This window comes from Streptomyces sp. NPDC046335 (assembly GCF_055587985.1).
The window spans coordinates 83,641-102,223 of record NZ_JBVJFF010000013.1 but is presented as its reverse complement, the minus strand read 5'-3'; the positions used below and the strand labels follow the sequence as shown (position 1 = coordinate 102,223).

22 protein-coding genes and 4 pseudogenes are annotated in these 18,583 nt (G+C 68.3%); 11 read left to right on the top strand and 15 right to left on the bottom strand.

Going from position 1 to position 18,583, the window contains the following annotated elements; genetic code table 11:
• Positions 1-438: 438 nt before the first annotated feature.
• The 3 genes and pseudogenes from ACZ6JY_RS30605 to ACZ6JY_RS30595 form a co-directional block, all read left to right on the top strand.
• Positions 439-672, top strand: a pseudogene (locus ACZ6JY_RS30605) (erythromycin esterase family protein); the annotation flags it as partial.
• 114 nt (positions 673-786) lie between these two features.
• Positions 787-1,434: a phosphoribosyltransferase gene (locus ACZ6JY_RS30600; protein ID WP_469201134.1), complete on the top strand. Its 648-nt coding sequence runs from the start codon at positions 787-789 to the stop codon at positions 1,432-1,434.
• A gap of 199 nt (positions 1,435-1,633) precedes the next feature.
• The gene (locus tag ACZ6JY_RS30595) at positions 1,634-2,713 is read left to right on the top strand and encodes a PP2C family protein-serine/threonine phosphatase (RefSeq protein WP_469201003.1); all 1,080 of its coding nucleotides are present in this window, start codon (positions 1,634-1,636) and stop codon (positions 2,711-2,713) included.
• Between the two features lie 214 nt (positions 2,714-2,927).
• On the opposite strand, the gene ACZ6JY_RS30590 is transcribed toward ACZ6JY_RS30595, so the two are convergent.
• Entirely contained in the window at positions 2,928-4,241 is a 1,314-nt protein-coding gene (locus ACZ6JY_RS30590) for a cation:proton antiporter (RefSeq protein ID WP_469201002.1), read from the bottom strand.
• 674 nt (positions 4,242-4,915) lie between these two features.
• Here ACZ6JY_RS30590 and ACZ6JY_RS30585 point away from each other — a divergent pair.
• Complete coding sequence (locus tag ACZ6JY_RS30585) at positions 4,916-5,743, top strand: NUDIX domain-containing protein (protein ID WP_469201000.1); 828 nt, start codon at positions 4,916-4,918, stop codon at positions 5,741-5,743.
• 251 nt (positions 5,744-5,994) lie between these two features.
• On the opposite strand, the gene ACZ6JY_RS30580 is transcribed toward ACZ6JY_RS30585, so the two are convergent.
• On the bottom strand, positions 5,995-6,432 hold the full coding sequence (locus ACZ6JY_RS30580; RefSeq protein ID WP_469200999.1) for a hypothetical protein: 438 nt from the start codon (positions 6,430-6,432) through the stop codon (positions 5,995-5,997).
• Positions 6,433-6,463: 31 nt separating this feature from the next.
• Positions 6,464-6,730, bottom strand: a complete 267-nt coding sequence (locus ACZ6JY_RS30575) for a nuclear transport factor 2 family protein (RefSeq protein WP_469200997.1) — start codon at positions 6,728-6,730, stop codon at positions 6,464-6,466.
• Between the two features lie 55 nt (positions 6,731-6,785).
• On the opposite strand from ACZ6JY_RS30575, the gene ACZ6JY_RS30570 reads away from it, so the two are divergent.
• Positions 6,786-7,370, top strand: coding sequence for a TetR/AcrR family transcriptional regulator (locus ACZ6JY_RS30570; protein WP_469200996.1), 585 nt, complete (start codon positions 6,786-6,788; stop codon positions 7,368-7,370).
• A gap of 33 nt (positions 7,371-7,403) precedes the next feature.
• Here the strand turns inward: ACZ6JY_RS30570 and ACZ6JY_RS30565 are convergent, their stop codons facing one another.
• From ACZ6JY_RS30565 to ACZ6JY_RS30530, 8 genes and pseudogenes are all read right to left on the bottom strand, one after another.
• On the bottom strand, positions 7,404-8,120 hold the full coding sequence (locus tag ACZ6JY_RS30565; RefSeq protein WP_469200995.1) for a cation efflux transmembrane domain-containing protein: 717 nt from the start codon (positions 8,118-8,120) through the stop codon (positions 7,404-7,406).
• Entirely contained in the window at positions 8,121-8,456 is a 336-nt protein-coding gene (locus ACZ6JY_RS30560) for an ArsR/SmtB family transcription factor (RefSeq protein ID WP_469200993.1), read from the bottom strand.
• A 42-nt stretch (positions 8,457-8,498) separates the two neighbouring features.
• Positions 8,499-8,654, bottom strand: a complete 156-nt coding sequence (locus ACZ6JY_RS30555; protein ID WP_469200992.1) for a hypothetical protein — start codon at positions 8,652-8,654, stop codon at positions 8,499-8,501.
• A gap of 550 nt (positions 8,655-9,204) precedes the next feature.
• Positions 9,205-9,369 (bottom strand): hypothetical protein, encoded by a 165-nt coding sequence (locus ACZ6JY_RS30550; protein ID WP_469200990.1) that lies wholly within the window; start codon positions 9,367-9,369, stop codon positions 9,205-9,207.
• 310 nt (positions 9,370-9,679) lie between these two features.
• Positions 9,680-9,788 (bottom strand): annotated as a pseudogene (locus ACZ6JY_RS30545) (helix-turn-helix domain-containing protein); the annotation flags it as partial.
• Positions 9,789-9,952: 164 nt separating this feature from the next.
• Positions 9,953-10,204 carry a hypothetical protein gene (locus tag ACZ6JY_RS30540; RefSeq protein ID WP_469200989.1) on the bottom strand — a complete coding sequence of 84 codons (252 nt, stop codon included), beginning with the start codon at positions 10,202-10,204 and terminating at the stop codon, positions 9,953-9,955.
• A 115-nt stretch (positions 10,205-10,319) separates the two neighbouring features.
• Positions 10,320-10,943, bottom strand: a complete 624-nt coding sequence (locus ACZ6JY_RS30535; RefSeq protein WP_469200987.1) for an alpha/beta fold hydrolase — start codon at positions 10,941-10,943, stop codon at positions 10,320-10,322.
• Positions 10,944-10,961: 18 nt separating this feature from the next.
• Positions 10,962-11,819, bottom strand: coding sequence for an SDR family NAD(P)-dependent oxidoreductase (locus ACZ6JY_RS30530; RefSeq protein WP_469200985.1), 858 nt, complete (start codon positions 11,817-11,819; stop codon positions 10,962-10,964).
• 236 nt (positions 11,820-12,055) lie between these two features.
• On the opposite strand from ACZ6JY_RS30530, the gene ACZ6JY_RS30525 reads away from it, so the two are divergent.
• The gene (locus ACZ6JY_RS30525) at positions 12,056-12,910 is read left to right on the top strand and encodes a helix-turn-helix transcriptional regulator (RefSeq protein WP_469200984.1); all 855 of its coding nucleotides are present in this window, start codon (positions 12,056-12,058) and stop codon (positions 12,908-12,910) included.
• A 52-nt stretch (positions 12,911-12,962) separates the two neighbouring features.
• Here the strand turns inward: ACZ6JY_RS30525 and ACZ6JY_RS30520 are convergent, their stop codons facing one another.
• Positions 12,963-13,178 (bottom strand): hypothetical protein, encoded by a 216-nt coding sequence (locus ACZ6JY_RS30520; RefSeq protein ID WP_469200982.1) that lies wholly within the window; start codon positions 13,176-13,178, stop codon positions 12,963-12,965.
• 458 nt (positions 13,179-13,636) lie between these two features.
• Between ACZ6JY_RS30520 and ACZ6JY_RS30515 the strand changes: the two genes are divergently transcribed.
• The 4 genes from ACZ6JY_RS30515 to ACZ6JY_RS30500 all read left to right on the top strand — a co-directional run bounded on the left by ACZ6JY_RS30515 (position 13,637) and on the right by ACZ6JY_RS30500 (position 16,645).
• Complete coding sequence (locus ACZ6JY_RS30515; protein ID WP_469200980.1) at positions 13,637-13,984, top strand: hypothetical protein; 348 nt, start codon at positions 13,637-13,639, stop codon at positions 13,982-13,984.
• A gap of 673 nt (positions 13,985-14,657) precedes the next feature.
• Positions 14,658-15,245, top strand: a complete 588-nt coding sequence (locus ACZ6JY_RS30510; protein WP_469200978.1) for a hypothetical protein — start codon at positions 14,658-14,660, stop codon at positions 15,243-15,245.
• A 597-nt stretch (positions 15,246-15,842) separates the two neighbouring features.
• Entirely contained in the window at positions 15,843-16,163 is a 321-nt protein-coding gene (locus ACZ6JY_RS30505) for an effector-associated constant component EACC1 (RefSeq protein ID WP_469200977.1), read from the top strand.
• The gene (locus ACZ6JY_RS30500) at positions 16,160-16,645 is read left to right on the top strand and encodes a caspase, EACC1-associated type (protein ID WP_469200975.1); all 486 of its coding nucleotides are present in this window, start codon (positions 16,160-16,162) and stop codon (positions 16,643-16,645) included. The genes ACZ6JY_RS30505 and ACZ6JY_RS30500 overlap by 4 nt, the downstream gene beginning before the upstream one ends.
• Before the next feature lie 16 nt (positions 16,646-16,661).
• On the opposite strand, the gene ACZ6JY_RS30495 is transcribed toward ACZ6JY_RS30500, so the two are convergent.
• Positions 16,662-16,835, bottom strand: a complete 174-nt coding sequence (locus ACZ6JY_RS30495; RefSeq protein WP_469200973.1) for an aldehyde dehydrogenase family protein — start codon at positions 16,833-16,835, stop codon at positions 16,662-16,664.
• Positions 16,836-16,877: 42 nt separating this feature from the next.
• On the opposite strand from ACZ6JY_RS30495, the pseudogene ACZ6JY_RS30490 reads away from it, so the two are divergent.
• Positions 16,878-16,964, top strand: a pseudogene (locus tag ACZ6JY_RS30490) (IS5/IS1182 family transposase); the annotation flags it as partial.
• A gap of 216 nt (positions 16,965-17,180) precedes the next feature.
• Here ACZ6JY_RS30490 and ACZ6JY_RS30485 read toward each other — a convergent pair.
• Together ACZ6JY_RS30485 and ACZ6JY_RS30480 are read right to left on the bottom strand one after the other, a co-directional pair.
• The gene (locus ACZ6JY_RS30485; RefSeq protein WP_469200972.1) at positions 17,181-17,543 is read right to left on the bottom strand and encodes a hypothetical protein; all 363 of its coding nucleotides are present in this window, start codon (positions 17,541-17,543) and stop codon (positions 17,181-17,183) included.
• A 769-nt stretch (positions 17,544-18,312) separates the two neighbouring features.
• A pseudogene (locus ACZ6JY_RS30480) lies at positions 18,313-18,471 on the bottom strand (pirin family protein); the annotation flags it as partial.
• Between the last annotated feature and the right edge of the window lie 112 nt (positions 18,472-18,583).

The window sequence follows — 18,583 nt, the reverse complement described above, 5'->3', positions numbered from 1 at the left end:
CCGTTCTCGGTTGGCATATAGGGGAGTTGCCCGGGTGCGTACCTGCGGCGTGCCCGCGAAGGGGCCACCGGAGGAAGGGCCCACCTTTGGAAACACGTCGGATGCGGCCTGGCGGCGGTAGCCTCGCTCGCCCTCACCGCAGCCCTGTCGTTCGACCGACGGATCCGCCCCCCTCTGCCTGCCCCGTCACTGATCCGGATGCGGCATACGGGGTAATTTGCCAAAATAATTGCATGGCCCGCTGATCTCGGAGCGTGCGGAGCAGCGGCGCTGTGCTGCTTGGCAGGGACTGCGTCGGCACCCCACGATCGATCAGGGTCGGCCGACGCGAGGAGAGGAGTGCCGGTGACCTCCGAGCTGCCGGAAGCAGGCTCCCCAACGGCAGATATCCGGGCGAGCGCACTGCCTCTGACCGGTCCGCAGTCGTTCGACCCGCTTATGGAACGGATCGGCGACGCCCAGTATGTACTGCTCGGTGAAGCCTCCCACGGCACGGCCGAGTTCTACCGGTGGCGGGCGGACCTGACCCGTCGGTTGATCAGTGAGAAGGACTTCTCCTTCGTCGCGGTCGAGGGTGACTGGCCGGACTGCCTGGCCGTCCACTGTTCGGTCACCGGAGCGGCGGGCGCACCCCAGGACCCCGCTGAGGTCTTGGAGGGATTCGGCCGCTGGCCGACGTGGATGCCGACACGGACGAGGAGGAAACCTGGCCCACCGGCCTGTGAATCCCGCGCCGGGCACGCCGGTGCGCAGCACGGACCCCGGAAGGAAGGCGGGCACCACACCATGCGATTCCGCGACCGCCGGCATGCCGGTCAGGAACTCGCCGCCAGGCTCCTGGAATGGGCCGCCGACGGTGATCTGAATGATCCAGTCGTCCTCGCGCTGCCCCGCGGCGGTGTCCCCGTGGCAGCAGAGGTCGCCCAAGCGCTCAAGGTCCCCTTGGACGTCCTGGTCGCCCGCAAGATCGGCCTTCCCGGCCAGCCGGAGACAGGCATCGGCGCGATCGCCGGTGAGGACCCACCGCTGTTCGACCAGCGGATCCTCGAAATGCTCGGCCTCAGTGAGGACCGTCTCGGCGCCGATGTAGCCCGGGAGCGGACGGAACTGCACCGCCGCGAGGACCTCTACCGGGAGGGCCGGCCCGCGCCCCGGGTCAAGGACAAGACCGTGATTCTCGTCGATGACGGACTCGCCACGGGCGTCACCGCACGTGCCGCGTTGCGTCACCTGGGCCGCCAGGCCCCGGCCCGACTGATCCTCGCCGTTCCTGTCTGCGCTGCCGGCACCGCCGACCTGATACGCGCAGATGCCGATGACCTGGTCTGCCTGCACCAGCCGTCGGACTTCCGCGCGGTGGGCGAGTGGTACGACGACTTCGACCAGATTGACGACGAGGAGGTCATCACCACGCTGCGCAGCCTCCGTGGGTGAGCCGGGACGTCGGATTGAGAGCGGCCCCGGGGACGGACCCAGGGACCGACGGGCGCGCGCGCCGCTGTTCTGCGGCTGCAATTCGATAACGGGACATGGACCCGGCTGCTGCGGCCGGATGAATCTTTCATAGGGTTTACCAGCAGAGTGGGCGCCGTGGGAGGCTGCTCGTCACCCAAGGAGCACACGGGAGCACTGCATGCCCGACCGCAAGGCGCCACACCTCGCTGTTCTGGCCGTCCTCCCCTTCGCCGTCATGGCGATCGTCGCCGCAGTGGATGTCGGTGCCGGTCCGGGTATCGGCTTCCTGCCTCTGGTGTCGCTCGGCCCCGCCTTCGCCGGCCTCGTCGGGGGCTGGCGGCGCACGGCTGTCATCGGCACCATGGCGCTGGCGCTGTGCACAGCACTCGGCATGTACAACGAGTCGTACTCCCAGCGCCGTCTCTACACCGCCATGGCCTCGGTGGCCGGGGTGACCGCGGCCGGCATCGCGGCGGCGGTGATGCGTCAGCGCCGAGAGGCGGAGCTGGCCAGCGTCCGGTCGATCGCGGAGGTGGCCCAGCGGGTGCTGCTGCGCCCGGTGCCACACAGCGCCGGATCTCTGCGGATCGCCTCGTCCTACACCTCAGCGGACGCCGAGGCCCGCATCGGCGGCGACCTCTACGAAGTTGTCGCCTCTCCGCACGGAGTGCGCGTCATCATGGGAGACGTGCAGGGCAAGGGGCTGGAGGCCGTGGAAACCGCCGCCCTCGTCCTTGGTGCCTTCCGCGAGGCCGCGCACGAAGAGCCGGACCTCACCAGCGTCGGCGCGCGGGTGGAACGAGTGGTCAACCGGGAACTTCAGGGCGAGAAGTTCGTGACGGCGATCCTCGCCGAGGTGTCCGACCGGCCCGTGATCACCCTGCTCAACTACGGTCACCCCGCACCCATGCTCGTACGAGCCGACGGCACGACCCATTTCCCCGAACCGCCCAAGTACGCGCTGCCACTAGGGGTCGGCATCCATGAGGTCCCCGGGCCGGAGCCGTACGAGACGGACTTCGGGCCGGGCGACCAAGTACTGCTCTACACCGACGGCGTCAGCGAGGCCCGTGACGGCACCGGCGCCTTCTACCCGCTGGCAGAGCACTCCGCCCTGATGAAGGAACGTGACCCGCAGGCGGCTCTCAACGCGATCCGGGCCGAGCTCGTGCGCCATGCGCGGGGGCCGTTGCATGACGACGCGGCCATGCTTTTCCTGCGCTGCGAGAGTTCCGGCTCGGACGACCTTGCGCTCTGACCGGTAACGGTGCACGGTGCACCCGCGAGCGAGTGGAGCGTGCCGGCGTGGCGGAGCCGCGCCCGCCCGCCGGTCAGGGCGTGCCATGCCGGTCAGGGCATGCCGTGCCCGGTGCCGCCCCGTGGGCCACCGTGGGAGGCCGTGGGCCGCCGTAGGACGCCGACCCAGACTTCCCGGCACACGCACACCCCGCGCTCAGTTCTTGTCCCGTCCCTTACGGGGCTCCCTCGACCTCGATCCGTGCTGTCTCATCCCTCCGCTTCTCCCCCGGCTCTGCGGGCTGTGTGGTCCGCCGGCGGTCCAGACGGGCCACCACCGGCCCGGCCGTGACACCGTGCAGCACGACCGACACCAGCACCGTGAAGGTCACCACCGCCCATAGCTCGCGCTCGGGGACCAGGAAGTCCTGCTGTCCCAGCGCGTAGGCGAGGTAGTACAGCGAGCCGATACCGCGGATCCCGTAGCCCGCCACGACCCAGCGCTCCCAGCCCCGCAAGCGGCCCCCCAGCAGCCCGGCCCACCCTGCCAGCGGCCGGAACACCAGCAGAAGCAGCAGACCGGTCGCGGCGCCCTGCCAGGTCAGCGGTCCCAGACCGCCCAGCGCGATGAACGCGCCCAGCAGGAACAGCAGCGACGCGGTCAGCAGCCGCTCGACCTGTTCCACGAAGTCGTGCAGCACGTTGTGGAAGCCGTGGGCACGCTCGGCCGCCCTGACCGCGCAGGCGGTGGTGAATACGGCGAGGAAGCCGTAGCCACCGGCGAGTTCGGTCACCCCGTACGCCAGGAAGGTGGCGCCCAGCGCGACGAAACCTTCCCGGTACTCGGCCAGCCGCAGCACCGAGGAGCGGGTCCTGAAGAACAGCCATCCCAGCAGCTTGCCGATCAGCAACCCGCACAGCACACCGACAACACACTTGAACGCGACGTCCTTCGCCGCCCACTCACCGATCCACTCCGCCGACGAGCCGCTGCCCGCGGCGGCGGCCAGCGCGATCGCCGCGTAGGTGACGGGGAAGGCCAGGCCGTCGTTGAGACCCGCCTCGCTGGTGAGGGCGAACCGCACCTCGTCCTCATCGTGCTTGTCCTCGGTGGGCTCCCCCACGCGCACCTCCGAGGCGAGCACAGGATCCGTCGGCGCGAGGACCGCCGCGAGCAGCAACGCGGCGGCCGGCGGCCAGTCCAGCAGCCACCACGCCACCGCGGCGGTCGCCACGACGGTCAACAGCATCGTGATGCCCAGCAGACGCCAGGTCGAGGCCCACAGACGCCGGCCCACCGGGCGGTTGAGCGCCAGCCCGGCGCCCATCAGGGCGATGATGACGCAGACCTCGGTGACGTGCTCCGTCACGAGCCGATGCTCCACCGGGTCGACCACCGGCAACGGCAGCGGGAGCGCATACACGACGACGCCGCTCACCAGGAACACCACCGGCAACGACACGGGCCGTCCCGCCACCACGCGGGGCAACACCGCCGCGACCAACGCTCCCACTCCCAGCCACGCGAACACCACATCGGCAATGGTCACTGTGTTGTGTCCGTTCTCTTCACGTGCCTGGGCGAGCGGGTGAACACCAGGCAGCGAGAGCCGTTCGAGGGGATGCCGCCGAACGAATCGAAGCCGGGACGTCGCCCGAGCTCAACCACTGGTCACTCACCCTCGCTGGTCACCAGAATCTGGTGAAGGGGGCGGCTCATCGGCACTCCTCGGCTTTCGTACGACTGCCATACGTCTAACCCCCAGGACCACACCGACACTCCGCGACGGACGATCATCGGCGTCAATGTCCTCCATCTGGCCGGGGTCCGGGCCCGCAGCCTGGGCCCGCAGCCTGGTGCGGGCCGCGCCGCCGCCACCTGGACGGACACCTCATGGGCTCGCGACAGCAGCCAAGTATGGCGGGCACGCGGAGCAGACCGTGGGACCTGGTACGTCAAGATCCACCAGAACGCTCGCTTCCACCACCGCGAGGTGGACGCGTACCGCAGTTGGGTACCACTCCTCGGAACAGGTGCCCCCACACTCGTGGCCCAGAGACCCGACCGCGCAGCAACCCCGGCCCGCCTTCCACGGGCCACAGCCCACAACGGACCGGCCGCTCACCGCTCACATCGATGGAGGCACAGATGCCTGACGACACCCAGCAGGCGATCACAGCCGTCCCGAGTCCGGCAACAGGAGACGAACCGCGAGAGCACCACATGCATTTGCTCCCGCGGTACTACCGCCAAGTGGAAGCAGGCCGCAAAACGATCGACGTAAGGGTGGCCATCCCGCAGAAACGCGCCGTCGCCGTCGGCGACACGGTCGTCTTCCACGACGAGGGCACCGGCAGGGAACTCGATGTCGTCATACAGCGGATCACCCGCTACTCCTCGTTCGAGGATCTGCTCGGCTCGGAGGACCCGGCGCGCATCGCCCCGGACGGGCACCTCGAAGCACTGCTCGCCGGCCTCCGGAGCATCCACCCGCCGGCCAGGGAAGCGCTCGGCGTCCTCGCCCTCGAATTCGACCACCGCCCCGCACGTCCGGGCCGCCCCATGCCGATGACACCCACGCAGTACGCGCGGACCGTGCCCCACCACACGGTATACGGGTGCCTCTACATCCGCGACGAACAAGACCAGCCCGTCCAGCTTCGCTCGGTCTACGGCTCGCGGCTCTGGCATTTCCCGGGCGGCAATCTGGACGCACAGGGCGAGGACCCGCTCCAGACCGCCCGGCGTGAAGCGGTCGAAGAGACCGGTCTTGAACTCGGCCAGGACGCGCCGAAGCTGCTCCTGACGCACTTCCTGCACGCCGGGCCCCGCCTGCCGCTGAACAAGGTGGGTCTCATCTTCGACGGAGGCCGGCTGACCGCGGACCGGCTCGACCGGATCCGGCTCGACCCCACGGAGCACGACATGTGGGCCGTCCACGACCTCGCCACCTGGCAGGAGCTGATGGCGCCGCTCGCCTTCGCCCGGCTCGACGCCACCGAACGAGCCCGACGCGGCGAAGGCCCCGCCTACCTCATCACACACACCTGAACCGCAGCCACACTCCACGGCCGCCGACGCCAACTGGCCCGCGCCTACAGCGTGGTCTGCGTTCCTGAGCGCTAAATTCCGGCGATGGGCCCAACTGGGCTCGGCGGGGCGGGACATCGGGCTACCTGGTGGTAGCAGTGAGCTGCGTCAGCGTCGGAACCGCTGAAAGTGGTGGTCCTCGTCGAGCGGGGTCATGCGTCGGCCTGCCGCCATGGGCCGTTGACTTCAGGACCACCACTCCAGGTATCACATCAGGGTCGGTCGATCAGCTCACCGCCCAGGCTGGTCACGGTGAGAAACGCCGGGTCACCGGTGCGGTCGTACGACTGGACAGCGGTGTCGGTGAACTTCAGGACGTGTTCGTCACCGTGCTCTGCTGCCCGGCAAAGCGCATCCTCGCGGGAGAGTTCGGGGAGATGCGCAAGAATTTCCGCTTCTGGTGCCGGCTGGGCCGGTGCGTAGGTCGCGGTGATCGCCGCTGTGGCGGTCCAGGCGACTGTCAGGCTCCGCTGCCACAGCTCTGTCGGCAGGACCGGGAGAACATGCAGCACGGCGTTGGGGGCGGTGGAGGCGTGGATGAGCAGGTCGGCAGACAGCTCGTAGCCCGCTTCCTCGATCGCCGCGCGTACGTTCGCGGTGTCGAGCGCTTCATCGCTCGTGATCACAACCCTGCCGCTGTCGACGTCCACGCCATGCCTCTGACGATGTAGACGCGCTCGGTCACGGTGTCACCGCCTGCTGCCTGCTGTTTCCGTCGGCCCGAAGCGTGCGGGTGGTCATGTGGGCCTGGCTCATACGCCCATCCGGCGTGAACCGGCCGAAGAAGTAGACCTCGGTGGCGAGGTCCTTGCCGCGCTGCGAGGAGTACATGGTGTACCGGGCGGCGAGCCGGTCGCCGTCGACGATGGCCTCGTGCACCTCCATACGCAGAGTGGGGCGGTTCTTGCGCACCGGGCGGCAATGCGCGATGAGCTTGTCGCGGTCCATCCGGTCAAGGAGGTGTAGAAGTCCGCGATGAACTGTCCGGGGTCGGTGCTGCCAAGTGGCCGCATGTTGCCCCCGCTGTTGCAGGGCCGCCATCCTGGATGCCGCAACTCAGGTCCTCAACGTTGAGCCCGACGCCGGCCTGGAGGCCATCGCCGCGGCCGCAGGCGTGACCCGACCGACGGTCTACGCCCACTTCTCCTCCCGGGAACAGCTCTTGCTGGCCGTGGTCGAGCGGATTACCGACGAGGCCGTCGCTGCCATGGACGCCATCGCCCATGACGTCGACACCGCAACGGAAACGCTGTTCCGCATGATCGATGCCAGCGCCCAAGTGGCCGAGCGCTACCCCGTACTGCTGAAGATGATCAGTGCCCAGCCCGTCAGCACAGAGGTCGACCGCGACCGGCACCTGCCCGTCGCGGAGCGAATTGGACGGGTGATCGAACGAGGCCAACGGGTCGGAGAATTCGACGACCGGCTCCCCGTCGACTGGCTCGTCGCCTCGACCATGGCGCTCGGGCACACAGCGAGCGCGGAGCAGGACGCCGGCCGACTACCCGCGGCGGTGGCGCAGGATGTGCTGCGTCTCAGCCTGCTCCGCCTGCTCGGCGCCGCCGAACCAGCGGATGCCCTGAGCTAGCGCACCGTCCGCGCCCGATACGAATGCCGGGGACTACTGCGGTTGCTGTTGCCGGCAGCAGTCGCAACCCTTGGCGCAGCCGCAGGTTGCTGCGGTACTCGCGGCAGAGCCGTGAGTGGTGGGCGCGCAGCATCCCTTCCCTTGCCAGGCGTCGCGGCCTTCCTTCACGGAGATCACGGCGATGACGAGGGCGGCGATCGGGTCGGCCCAGGACCAGCCGAGCAGCAGGTTGACCAGCAGGCCGACCAGGAGCACGGCGGAGAGGTAGGTGCACAGCAGGGTCTGCTTGGAGTCGGCGACCGCGGAGGCGGAGCCGAGCTCGCGGCCGGCCTTGCGTTGGGCTGCCGACAGGAAGGGCATGATCGCCAGCGAGAGAGCGGCGAGGACGATGCCGGGGATCGAATGGTCAGCGTCGCCGGTGCCGGTCAGCGCGCGGACGGCATCGACGGTGACGTAGGCCGCGAGCGCGAAGAACGACACGGCGATGATTCGCAAGGTGCGCTGCTCGCGGGCTTCGCGGACGGCGGGGTCGCGGGCGGAGAACTGCCAGGCGACGGCTGCGGCGGAGGAGACCTCGATGACGGAGTCGAGTCCGAAGCCCACCAGTGCGGTCGAGGAGGCCAGAGTGCCGGCAGTGATCGCGACCACGGCTTCGATGACGTTGTAGGCGATGGTCACAGTGACGAGCAAGCGTATGCGCCGGGTGAGCGTGCCACGGCGGGAGCTGGGGCTGAGGGGTATCGCGGTCATTCAGCAGCAGCCCTTCTTGTCCGCGTCCGGACAGGTCTTGTCTGCTTCGACGGCGACGACGGCTGACCGCAGGTCGTCGAGCGCGTGGCCGAGGCGTACGTCGGCGAGTTCGTAGCGTGTGCGTCGGCCGTCGGGGACGGTGACGACCAGGCCACAGTCGCGCAGGCAGGCCAGGTGGTTCGACAGCCGGGTGCGGGAGATGCCCAGGGAGTCGGCGAGGTCGGCCGGGTAGGCGGGGGCCTGGCGGAGGGCGAGCAGGATGCGGCAGCGGATGGGGTCGGCGAGGGCGCGGCCGAACCGCGCCAGCACCTCGATGTCAGCAGCGAGTGTCGGCACCTCCTGAGAGTACATCGAAGCCTGAATTCATCAGAACGTGGATTAAGCGCGGCTGGCGACTTCGGCGGCGTAGACGTTGTCCTGTCCGCCGATGTGCCTCCAGGAGTCGGCGGTGTTCCGATGAACGCCGAGCAGCCGGCTGACCATGACGGCGGGCAGCTCGGAGGCCATCTCGACAAGGGCAGTGTTACGGGCCATGCGCGGCCGGATGCCGAACGGGTGGAGGCGGCGGACGAGCTGGCTGCGGCTGAGGTGCTGGCCGGAAAACGGCCCGGGAGCAACCAGCGCTCTCCGGCCGTATCCGTGGCCATCGCCTGCGCGTGGAGCGTCCGGATGTAGTCGTCCGGAGGCGGGGGCATCTGGGCCGGAACCCGCCCGAGCCGGAGCAGCACCGTGCTCGGGGTGACCTCCACGTGTTCGATGGTGAGGGCGACGGTCCGCGACAAATCCTGGGCGAAGAGGAGAGCGAGGAGCCCGGCCACTTTGTCGGGCACCGGGATCTCGTCGTCGTGGATGAACCGGTTGACCACCTGCCAGCGGGTGTCCTGGGCGATGAGCTGGCCGGTGAACGAGGGCGCGGGAAGGCCGCTTGCGGGGCCGGGTGGTGGCGCCAGCAGGTTGGGCACAGTTCGTCGCCGTTCGGCGCGGAGCGGCACTCGACACAGCAGCGGAGCCCGTCACGCGTACGCGCCAGCGGCACGCTCCGGCCGCAGTAGGGACAGGCCGGGGCCACCAGGTTCACCGCTCCTCACTCCCGGAGGGCAGCGATGAGGTGCAGGACCTTGACCGGGCCGTGGGCGCCTTGGCCGGTCAGCAGGTCGGGGCGCTCCTCCAGGGCCCACAGCAGCTTGTGTTGTCGGGCTGTGACCGGCGCAACAGCTCGAATGGCTTCGGCAACCGTCTGCTCCTGCATGTTCGGGCAAATCTGCTGGATGACCCGGCACAGCCCTTCCACGGATCGGCGCCGTCGTCCGGGGGGGGGTGAGCACAGCAACGGGGCCGCCCTTCCCTATCCCGGGTACTGAACTCGTGGCGGCCGCAGAGGACGCAGGGGTTCACCTCGTGTCGGCGTCGCCCCTCGCAAGTGTTGCAGATGCGGGACGCACTGCCGGGAAGGACACCGACCAGGCGTCGCACCTGGCCACAAGTCCCACAGCCCGGCTGCTGTACGTGCACGGCGCCCCGCTCGCGAAGGGCCCGGATGAGCCGTTCGACGATGGTGCCGGACGCTCCACCACCAGCCGGTAGACCTGGCTGGCCGACAGATCGATTCCGCGCTCAGCCAACAAGGGCCGCAGATCAGTGGTGGAGAACATGCCGCGGGTGGGCCATGACCTCCCGCAGACGCCACCGGCGCCCGGAGACGATGACCGGGTTGCCTGCCGTGTGCAGCCGCAGCGCGAGGCCGAGGCCGATGCCGGAGGTCGCTCCGGCGATGGGGGTGGTGTTGCCTGTGGGATTCGTGGGGTTTATCCGGCTGTGGTCGGCGGCGAGGGTCAGCGGATGGAGGGGATGCCGGCCGGCCAGTCGGTGACCGTCGTGACGTAACCGGCCGGGTCGTGGCCGTGCATCGAGTGCGGCATGGCCGGGATAGCGCGGTAGGTGAAGGAGTTCCCGGTGCCCTCCACGAGGTGCCGGACGCGCTCGACCTGCTGGTCGGAGATCGCGCCCATGAGATTTCCGGTCTGTGGATCGATGTGGTGGAAGTGGTGGGTGAATAGGACCGGCACCTTGACGTGGCGAAGCATGGTCTCGTGGTCGCAGGTGAGCGTGGCCCGTCCGGAGGCGAAGGCGTCCCCCCATTCCGGGTCGTACTCCCGGAGATCCTGCGGAGGGCCCCCGGGTGTGTCGGCCGGGGTTTCGTCAGGATCGGCCGGGGCCGGCTGTCGCAGTGCTGCGAGCATTCCCCAGGGATTTCGCGGTCCATTGCTGCCTGCATTCCGGCGAAGTCGCCGATCGACCACTGGGGTCCCAGCCACTTGTGCCAGAGCCGGAACATCGGCCCAATGCCTTGGCTGATGGACTGCCCGACAGCGGGGTCGGCCTTGGAGGCGAACAGCGGGGCGTCCTCGTAGACCGCGGCCAGCACTTGCCCCGGGGCGGCGAACGCGGACAGCCACGCGGCAATGGTCCCGCCCCGCCCGAGGACAGCCCGCTGACGACGACCGGGCGGGCGATGACGCGGTCGATGAACCTGACGAGGTCGCCGCCGACGATGTCGAGGCTGTAGCGGCCGGGTGTCCAGGTCGAACGGCCCTGGCCGCGCAGGTCGACGGCGTAGACCTGGTAGCGGTCGGCGAGCAGCCGCATCGCGTCCTCGTAGCCCCACCACGATTCGGTCTGTGCGGGTACGAGGAGCAGTGGGGGGTTGGACACGTCGCCGGCCACGGCGTAGTTCATGCGGATTTCACCGAGGTCGACGGTCTGCTCGGCGAAGGCGTGCGGGACGAAGATGTCGGCGTGGTCGGCCGCTTCCAGGTAGTTCATCGGTCGGTTCCAGGTAGTTCATCGGTCGGTTCCCGTCAGCGCGAGGGTCGCCTGCCACAGGTCGCCGGCCTTCGTCTCGTCCAGGCCGGCTTTGCCCGGCTCGCGCACGGTGGGGTAGCCCTTGACGCTGCCGAAGCCGTCCGGGCCGACGTAGGCGTTGCCGGGCACGTTCTGCGTCGCGGCGTACAGGGTGGGCAGGGCTCCGTGTTCGGGGTCGTTGAGCAGGAACGTGAAGCGGTTGATGACGTTCGCCGACGAGTGGGCGGCCAGCGATGTCGTGGCGATGCCGGGGTGGGCGAGCACCGACCGGACCGGGCTGCCCGACGCTGTCAGGCGCCGCTGCAGTTCCAGGGAGAACAGCACGACCGCGAGCTTGGAGTCCCGGTAGGCGTTCATCGGGTGGTACCTGCGCGACCGCCAGTCGAAGTCGTCCACATTCAGGTTGGACTGCCGGTGCAGCTGGCTGGTCACGCTGACGACGCGGTCGGTCAGGTGCGGCATGAGCAGGTTGGTCAGGACGAACGGCCCGGTGTAGTTCGTCGCGGTCTGCACGTCGAAACCGTCCGCGGTCCGCGCCGCCGGGACGTCCATGACACCCGCGTTGTTGATGAGGAAGTCCAGGTCGCCGATCCACGCCTGCGCAAAGCTCCGTACCGATCCCAGGTCAGCGACGTCCAGACGCCGGACGTCGAAGTCGCCGGGCATCCCCGCGATCGCCCGGAGACCTTTCTCCGTGCTGCGCACCCCCAGCACGACACGGGCGCCGACGCGCCCGAACTCGCGGGCGGCGACCAGGCCGATGCCGCTGCCGGCTCCGGTGATGAGTACCGTCTTACCGGTCATTTCCGGCAGGTCGGCAGCTGTCCACTTGGCCATAGGGGCCCCTCTCGTCTCAGTCGCTGCGGTGCCGGTCGCTGCGCACCCCAGTCGTCGCGGAACGCGTTGCGTCGTTCCGCAACGACCAGTGGACGGCACCCGGCGGCGCGGATGAAGGACCCGCTCAACCACTGACTCGCAGTCAGTGGTTGAGGTCGCTCGCGACTGCGACGATGGTGGACGCACGGCGGCCTCGACCGACGTCCGGATTACACTTGACCTCTTGAGGGAGGCCCATGGAACGGACGGTGGACCAGGCGTCGTTGGGCGCCTTCCTGCGTGCCCGGCGGGAGGCGCTGCAACCGGAAGACGTGGGACTGCGCCGCGGATCGCGTCGGCGCACCCGCGGACTGCGACGGGAGGAAGTAGCCGAACTGTGCGACATGTCGGCCGACTACTTTGCCCGCCTGGAACGCGGTAGCGGGCCGCGGCCCTCGCAGCAGATGGCGGCAGCCATCGCCCGCGGGCTGCGCCTCAACCCGGACGAACGCGATCACCTCTTTCTCCTGTGCGGGCACCGCACACCGCGCCGGCGGCTGCGCAGCGAGCACGTCAACCCCGGACTGATGCGCATCCTGGACCGGCTGCAGGACACCCCGGCACAGGTCATGGGCCCCCTCGGCGAGACGTTGCTGCAAACGCCTCCCGCCGTAGCCCTACTCGGAGAACAGACCCACTACACCGGGGAAGCCCGCAGCGCCCCCTACCGCTGGTTCACCGATCCGGCCGCCCGCCAGCGGTACCTCCCTGACGACCACGGTCTCAACAGCCGTGTGAACGTCGCGCTCCTGCGGGCTGCGACCACAAGGGAAGGGCCCCGGTCGCAGGCCGCCCGTCTCGTGCCGAGCCTGCTGCGCCAAAGCACAGAGTTCGCGTCACTGTGGGACCGGCAGGAGGTCGGCCTGCACTGGAGCGACGCCAAACGGTTCGTTCACCCCCAGGTCGGGCGCATCGATCTGTTCTGCCAGAGCCTGCAGGACCCCGACCAGTCACAGGCCCTGCTCATCTTCACCGCGACGCCCGGCACCAACAGCTACGACAAGCTGGCTCTGTTGAACGTCCTGGGCGCGGACAGCTTTCCTACCGGCTGACGCCCGCGACGCCCCGGCGATCACCCCTCCGGAGGCCCTCCGCCGTTCAAGATCATTCACTGCCGACAGCCCGCCGCTTGATCCAGCTGTGCGACCGGTTCCAGCGGGAGCACGGCGCCAACTGCGAGACGCGATGGAGCGATGCGCGGCCCTCGACGGCCACGGAGACGCCAAAACAACCCCGATGCTCGACACCGTGCAGCGCGCCGAATCCGTGGGCGGCAATCCGGACATCGCACTGCCGCACGCACACGGTCGGGATGCTCACGCGTCGAACTTCCTCAGCCGGTTACTCCGCCTCCCAGGTCTCCCGGTACGAGCGGGGCCTCTCACCGCTGTCCGGCGTCGACGTCCTCAGACGCTACGCCGATGTGCTCGACATTCCGCCCAAGGAGTTCGGGCTCACGGCGGCTTCGCCCCCTGCACAGACTCGACACGGATACCCTGTTTGTCCTGGTCTCGCGTACCCGCGCCTTCCCGGCCCTGGGCTGGGACGAACTCAGCGGGAGGACGGTGACGACTCAGTGCGGCGACGGAAGAGTTCCTGTCTCTCTCGGCCGCGGCAACCGCCGGCGTCTCGCTTTCGGCAGCGGGGGGAAGCAGCGGCCCGGGACGTGCCGGTAGGACAGATCCTCGTCGGTCGCCTGCGCGACGCGATGCTCGGCATCGGCCAGGACAACGAACTGCCGCCCCCCCCCCGAGACGTTGCCCGTCGAACTCGCTCGCGTGCACGCCGACTTCCACACCTGCCACTGCGCGAACCTCGCCGTCCACCTGCCCCGCCTGATCCGTGCCGGACACGCGCTCGGCTCCGCCGACGAGGGAGAGCACCTCGACCTGATCGGACAGAGCTACCTGCTCGCGCCCCGCATGCTCATCAAGCTCGACGAGCAGCAGATCGGCTTAGAGCTGGACGGTGGCCGGGCTGAAGCCTCCGCCGTGATCGCGGAGGGCGGTGGTGCCCCGCCGAGGCCGGCGGCAGCTTCGTCCGTCAGCTCCCGCATCCCCTCCCTGTCTCCGCGCCTCTGGGCCTGCGCGTCTCCCGGAGTGGCGCCGCCGAACGTGGCTTGTTGATCCAGTCAACTGCGTACAGTGCCGCAGAGACCAGCTCCCGCCCCGCGGTGAGGTCCCTCATCTCCGGACTCCTGCTCGGGTGCTTGGTGTTCGGCGGCGAGCAGCGCGCGCACGCATTCGTCTGGCCGCACCACACCCGAACTCCGCGCCCTCGCCACCCGCGCCGACGCCCTCCCGTAACCGAGCTGCGGGCTGCTGATCCCACTGGGAACTAATCCGTCTGCATCACCGCATCCACCGACTGATCCAAGCTCGCCGGACCACGTGCCTAAACCCGCTAAAATGCCGCCGGGCGGCGGTAGTTCGACAGCGATGCAGTCCTGGGCGTTGATCACCGAAGAAGCTCACCGGGTACGCCGCGCGCTGCGCGACCTCACTCAAGACCGGCCCGCTGCTCGGCGGGCAGCAAGCGAGGGGCCGCGCCGAACTCGGCTCAGAGTCCAAAAACAGGGTCCGGCACGCTGCTGGCGTCGATGGCGACCGCAACTCTCACCACCCTTCCACAACAGACAACACACGCTCCTTGCGGGGCAACACCTAAAATGCCGTCCACAATCACGCAACGGCCCGGGAAAGGAAACTCGTGGTGCGGGAGTGCTGGTTCTGCCGGGAGGCCACACAGGCGTCATGGCACGACCACGTCCTGGGGTTGCACAAGGATGCCGAAACCACCATGACCCCATGGATCGTCGTCCTGCGCACCACCTGGCGTCAGGAAATCGTGTCCGTGCCACGCTGTGCCCGCTGCTACACCGGACACCAGATAGAGCAGACCACGGCGGTGCTCTCCATAGCCGCGTTGATCGCCTACGCCGCCAGCGGCCAGCTGGACCGGCTGCTCGGCATTCTGTCGGCTTCGGCCGGAGAGCGGACAGTCGCCGCGATCTGGGCGGCCGTCGCCTGCCTACCGGGGCTCGCATGGATCGCCATCCGGCAGGGCTGGCTGCCGTGGCGGCGCCTGGCACCCCGCCGCCTGGGCTACGCTCGCCACCACCCGGAGTATCTGCGGCTCCGGGAAGAGGACTGGAAGCCCAGGTCGGGCCCCCTGCACTATTGGCAAGGCCCGCCCAACCCCCATCACCCTCCGCCGCCGAGCCGTTCCCGGCGGCTGATCGGGGGCTTCATCGAGCTGGTCGGAGCAGCCTGCGCCATCGCCATCCCCATCACCTACTTCCAGGGCTACGAAGAACTGGCCGGAGGTTTCATCGCGGCAACGGCCGGGCTGTTCTTCGTGTCCTCGAAGATCAAGCCCGAGGACTGATCGCCGTGGTGGCGTCGCCCCCGTCCGGCGAGGTGGGTCAACCGCCGAGCTCGGCCTGGCCATGTGCCTAACATGCCAGAGACCGCTTGAGGCGCTTCACCTGGGATTTTTGGCGCCACCTAGTGATAACGACGGTGATATGAAGCCAGCGGTCTTCGACGAAGGTGATCGGGAAGCCCTGCAGCGCCGCACGGCTCCGGCTGTACGTTCGCATCTCCAAAGCCCCTTGGAGCGCTACCGATCTGCTGCTATTGGCCGTGTCTCAGTTGGGGACATTGGGATTTCGTCTCACGATCTTGGCCCTTGAGCCCGTACGTCTCTGTGTGCGCTGCGGACGGGTGCACCGCATCGGTCGACCCGCGCTTTTGGGATGGCGGTGGATCCGGGGTACGGATTGACCGTCTCGCAGTGGTGCCTCGACGAGTGGTTGCCGCGTCAGGCTTCGTTAGGCACGTTGAAGCCCATGCACGACCTTCACGTGCCATGACACGTGGATCACGTGACCTTGTTTGAGGGGTTGTTGTGCCAGATATGCGCGCCGGAACGGAACTGCGGCTGTCTGTCAAGGGGCCGGGGGAGCCGGGGGCTGAGGTGCACGTGATCGCGCTGCGCGACTGGCTGGTCTCCGAGGATGCCATGCGCGGTCGGGTGAAGCTCCTACGGCAGTCCCCCCTCCCTGGCCACATGGGCTCCACCGTGGAACTGCTGACGGTGGCGCTTGGCTCGGGCGGCGTCCTAGCAGTGCTCATCCAATCGGTGTGCACCTGGCTCACCTCTCGCGGCACCGACAGCAAGATCACGGTCAGCACTGAGGATGGGCACCGGATCGAGGTGGACGTAATGCGCACAGCCGATCCTCAGGCGCTCCTGCGGGAGGTAGCAGAACGGTTTCCGGCGCCGGGTGAGCAGCCCAGATGAGTGGCACACGCTTACCGGAAGGTGCGGCCAGCCGGGCGGTTCTCATCGGGACAGGTACGTTTCACGATCCTGAGTTGCATGATATTCCTGCTGTGCAGGCGAACCTGGACGCATTGCGGCGGACCCTCACCCACCCGGTTCATAGTGTGCTCGCGCCCGAGCACTGTGCGATGGTGGACGACCCCAAGGACCAGACCACCGTCGGCGCGGCGTTGTCTAGAGCGGTCCGTGAAGCCGAGGACCTGTTGCTGGTCTACTACTGGGGACACGGCCTGCTCGACGACGCCGGGCTGCTGCACCTCGCCCTCGCCGGAACCGACACCGAGCACGTGAGCTTCTCCGCCATCCATCTCGACCTGGTGAAGCGGATGGTCGGCGGGGCCCGCGCCACGGCCAGGGTGCTCGTGCTGGATTGCTGCTTTTCCGGCCAGGCCGTCTCCGCTTCTGTTTCTTGCCGCCCTCCTCGAACTGGTCATGGATGATGCCCCAGTTGTTGATTCAAGCGGTTTCGGCGTCGAGGCGGGCAGCGAGACGCAGGGGCCGGTCCACGTCGCTGCTCCACACGGACGCGGCGAGCCCGAACTCGGTGGCGTTGGACCGGCGCACGGCGTCGTCCTCGTCGTCGAAGACCTCGAAGGTGGTGGCCGGCCCGAACACCTCCCCCTGGACCAATGGTGCCGCCGGATCCTCGACCTCAACGACGGTGGGTGGCGGGAGCGGACCTTCGCCTGGCTCCACGGCTTCCGACGACTGTGGGTCCGCTGGGAACGCCGGGCCGACATTACGCACACCATCTTGCAGACCGGGCGCAGCAGTTTTGTCGTACGCGCCGCTCGTGACGAGACGCACGGTGACTGTGCCGCCGCTCCCGCGACGACAACGCACTGCTCCATGAACTCCTGCGCCGCCCGAGTGACGGCCACGTCGTCGACGACGGCGCCTCGATGCGCAGCGCCCTCTTGCAGGACCGCGGAGAAGAAGACGTGGAGGCAGGAGAAACGGATACCCCTACCGCAACTACGTCAGCTTCATGACGATGTCGGCACCCTCGGCGCTGTTGTAGAGGACGGGGTCCCCTGATTCCTTGCCGTAATAAAGCGTGGTGTCACACCCGTCCGAGAAGTCCAGCACTACCGAGGTCGACCCTGCCACATCCAGAGACTTCCAGGTGCCCTTCCCCGACTTGGTGTGCAGGCCACTGGGCGAGCACGAGAAGTACTGCGCCCTGAGGTTCTTGACGGTGAACTTGCCCTTGTCCCGCAGGTCGAGCGTCGCCCCCGTATCGCCGTTCTTCCATTCCCGCACCAGGGCCCGGGGCTTCGCGTCCCCCTTCTCCGGATAGGGGTCGCTCAACGGGGCGCAGGAGGTGCAGACCAGCATAGCGCCGACAAAGCATGGGGCGAGCAGGAAGATCCGGGCTGATCTACGCTTCCGCGGTGTGAACCGCGGGTAAGTCCCTGAACGCCCCATACCCATAGGTCACTCCGATGTCATTCGCTTACGCCGGTCTGCTGATTGTATTGACCCGTCATTGCACGGGGGGCCTCCCAGGACGCCGCCTCGGGCGGGAATGACAGCCCGGAACACGATCGTCATGTCCTGTTGGTGAGCGGCTCCACCGAAGGCGATGATTCCGTCGTTGTCCACCCACCTGGAAACGAACCGTTCGGCCGATGTTCCATACCCTGTCGCATAGTGCGTAAGCGACGAAGATGCGGGACACCAAAGGAAGGCTGGGAGTGGAAGGTCGGCGCCCGTCAAGCTGCTGGGCGACTGAAGTTGTTGAGTGTCTACAACCAGCCACGCCAGTTGGTACACCGGGTCAAAGCTGGCGGGGCCCTCTTGTGCACATTGTCCACCGCAGCCGCGAGAGGGGTCAGCATTGAGGCGCGCCTCTCCCGCCGACGGCGACACCCAGACACGCTGGACCTGGGAGCACAGGACCATCCGCTGGCCTGACGACCCCTCAGGTAGGTCAGCATTGGGTCAGCATTGGGTTTGCCAGACCCTGCCACACAAGATCACACCCTGGGCTCCAGAGACGCGCCCCGCAGCCTCGTTCATGGCAATCGTCTCAGCGGCGATCGACCGACTCCACCACCGAGTTCTCCGCCGCCCACGTGCTGCCGTCAACACGCATCCGCGCAGATCAGCGCACCCGACCCCGGGGTTTCAGGGGCACAGGCGGCAGTTCCGGAGCGGGCAGCGGGTCCCCGTCGTAGCCGGGGACCTCGCCGAAGCGGGTGCCGGCCATCCAGTCCGCACGTGCCTGTGCGATATCCTCATGCGACCGCCCTATGAAGTTCCACGATATAGAGAGTGGTTGGTGACTTCTCGCAGGTCAGAAGCACCTCGGTCCTCGGACAGTCAGCAAACCGTCAGCATGGACCTCGGGAGTCGGGCGACCGATGGCGAAGAAG

What these genes read in the sequence shown, in the direction of transcription:
- ACZ6JY_RS30600 (WP_469201134.1), top strand. Translation starts at nt 787, where the DNA reads ATGCGATTCCGCGACCGCCGGCATGCCGGTCAGGAACTCGCCGCCAGG.
- ACZ6JY_RS30595 (WP_469201003.1), top strand. Translation starts at nt 1,634, where the DNA reads ATGCCCGACCGCAAGGCGCCACACCTCGCTGTTCTGGCCGTCCTCCCC.
- ACZ6JY_RS30585 (WP_469201000.1), top strand. Translation starts at nt 4,916, where the DNA reads ATGCATTTGCTCCCGCGGTACTACCGCCAAGTGGAAGCAGGCCGCAAA.
- ACZ6JY_RS30575 (WP_469200997.1), bottom strand. Translation starts at nt 6,730, where the DNA reads ATGGACCGCGACAAGCTCATCGCGCATTGCCGCCCGGTGCGCAAGAAC.
- ACZ6JY_RS30565 (WP_469200995.1), bottom strand. Translation starts at nt 8,120, where the DNA reads ATGACCGCGATACCCCTCAGCCCCAGCTCCCGCCGTGGCACGCTCACC.
- ACZ6JY_RS30555 (WP_469200992.1), bottom strand. Translation starts at nt 8,654, where the DNA reads ATGGCCCGTAACACTGCCCTTGTCGAGATGGCCTCCGAGCTGCCCGCC.
- ACZ6JY_RS30550 (WP_469200990.1), bottom strand. Translation starts at nt 9,369, where the DNA reads ATGCAGGAGCAGACGGTTGCCGAAGCCATTCGAGCTGTTGCGCCGGTC.
- ACZ6JY_RS30540 (WP_469200989.1), bottom strand. Translation starts at nt 10,204, where the DNA reads ATGCTTCGCCACGTCAAGGTGCCGGTCCTATTCACCCACCACTTCCAC.
- ACZ6JY_RS30535 (WP_469200987.1), bottom strand. Translation starts at nt 10,943, where the DNA reads ATGAACTACCTGGAAGCGGCCGACCACGCCGACATCTTCGTCCCGCAC.
- ACZ6JY_RS30530 (WP_469200985.1), bottom strand. Translation starts at nt 11,819, where the DNA reads ATGGCCAAGTGGACAGCTGCCGACCTGCCGGAAATGACCGGTAAGACG.
- ACZ6JY_RS30525 (WP_469200984.1), top strand. Translation starts at nt 12,056, where the DNA reads ATGGAACGGACGGTGGACCAGGCGTCGTTGGGCGCCTTCCTGCGTGCC.
- ACZ6JY_RS30510 (WP_469200978.1), top strand. Translation starts at nt 14,658, where the DNA reads ATGACCCCATGGATCGTCGTCCTGCGCACCACCTGGCGTCAGGAAATC.
- ACZ6JY_RS30500 (WP_469200975.1), top strand. Translation starts at nt 16,160, where the DNA reads ATGAGTGGCACACGCTTACCGGAAGGTGCGGCCAGCCGGGCGGTTCTC.
- ACZ6JY_RS30485 (WP_469200972.1), bottom strand. Translation starts at nt 17,543, where the DNA reads ATGCTGGTCTGCACCTCCTGCGCCCCGTTGAGCGACCCCTATCCGGAG.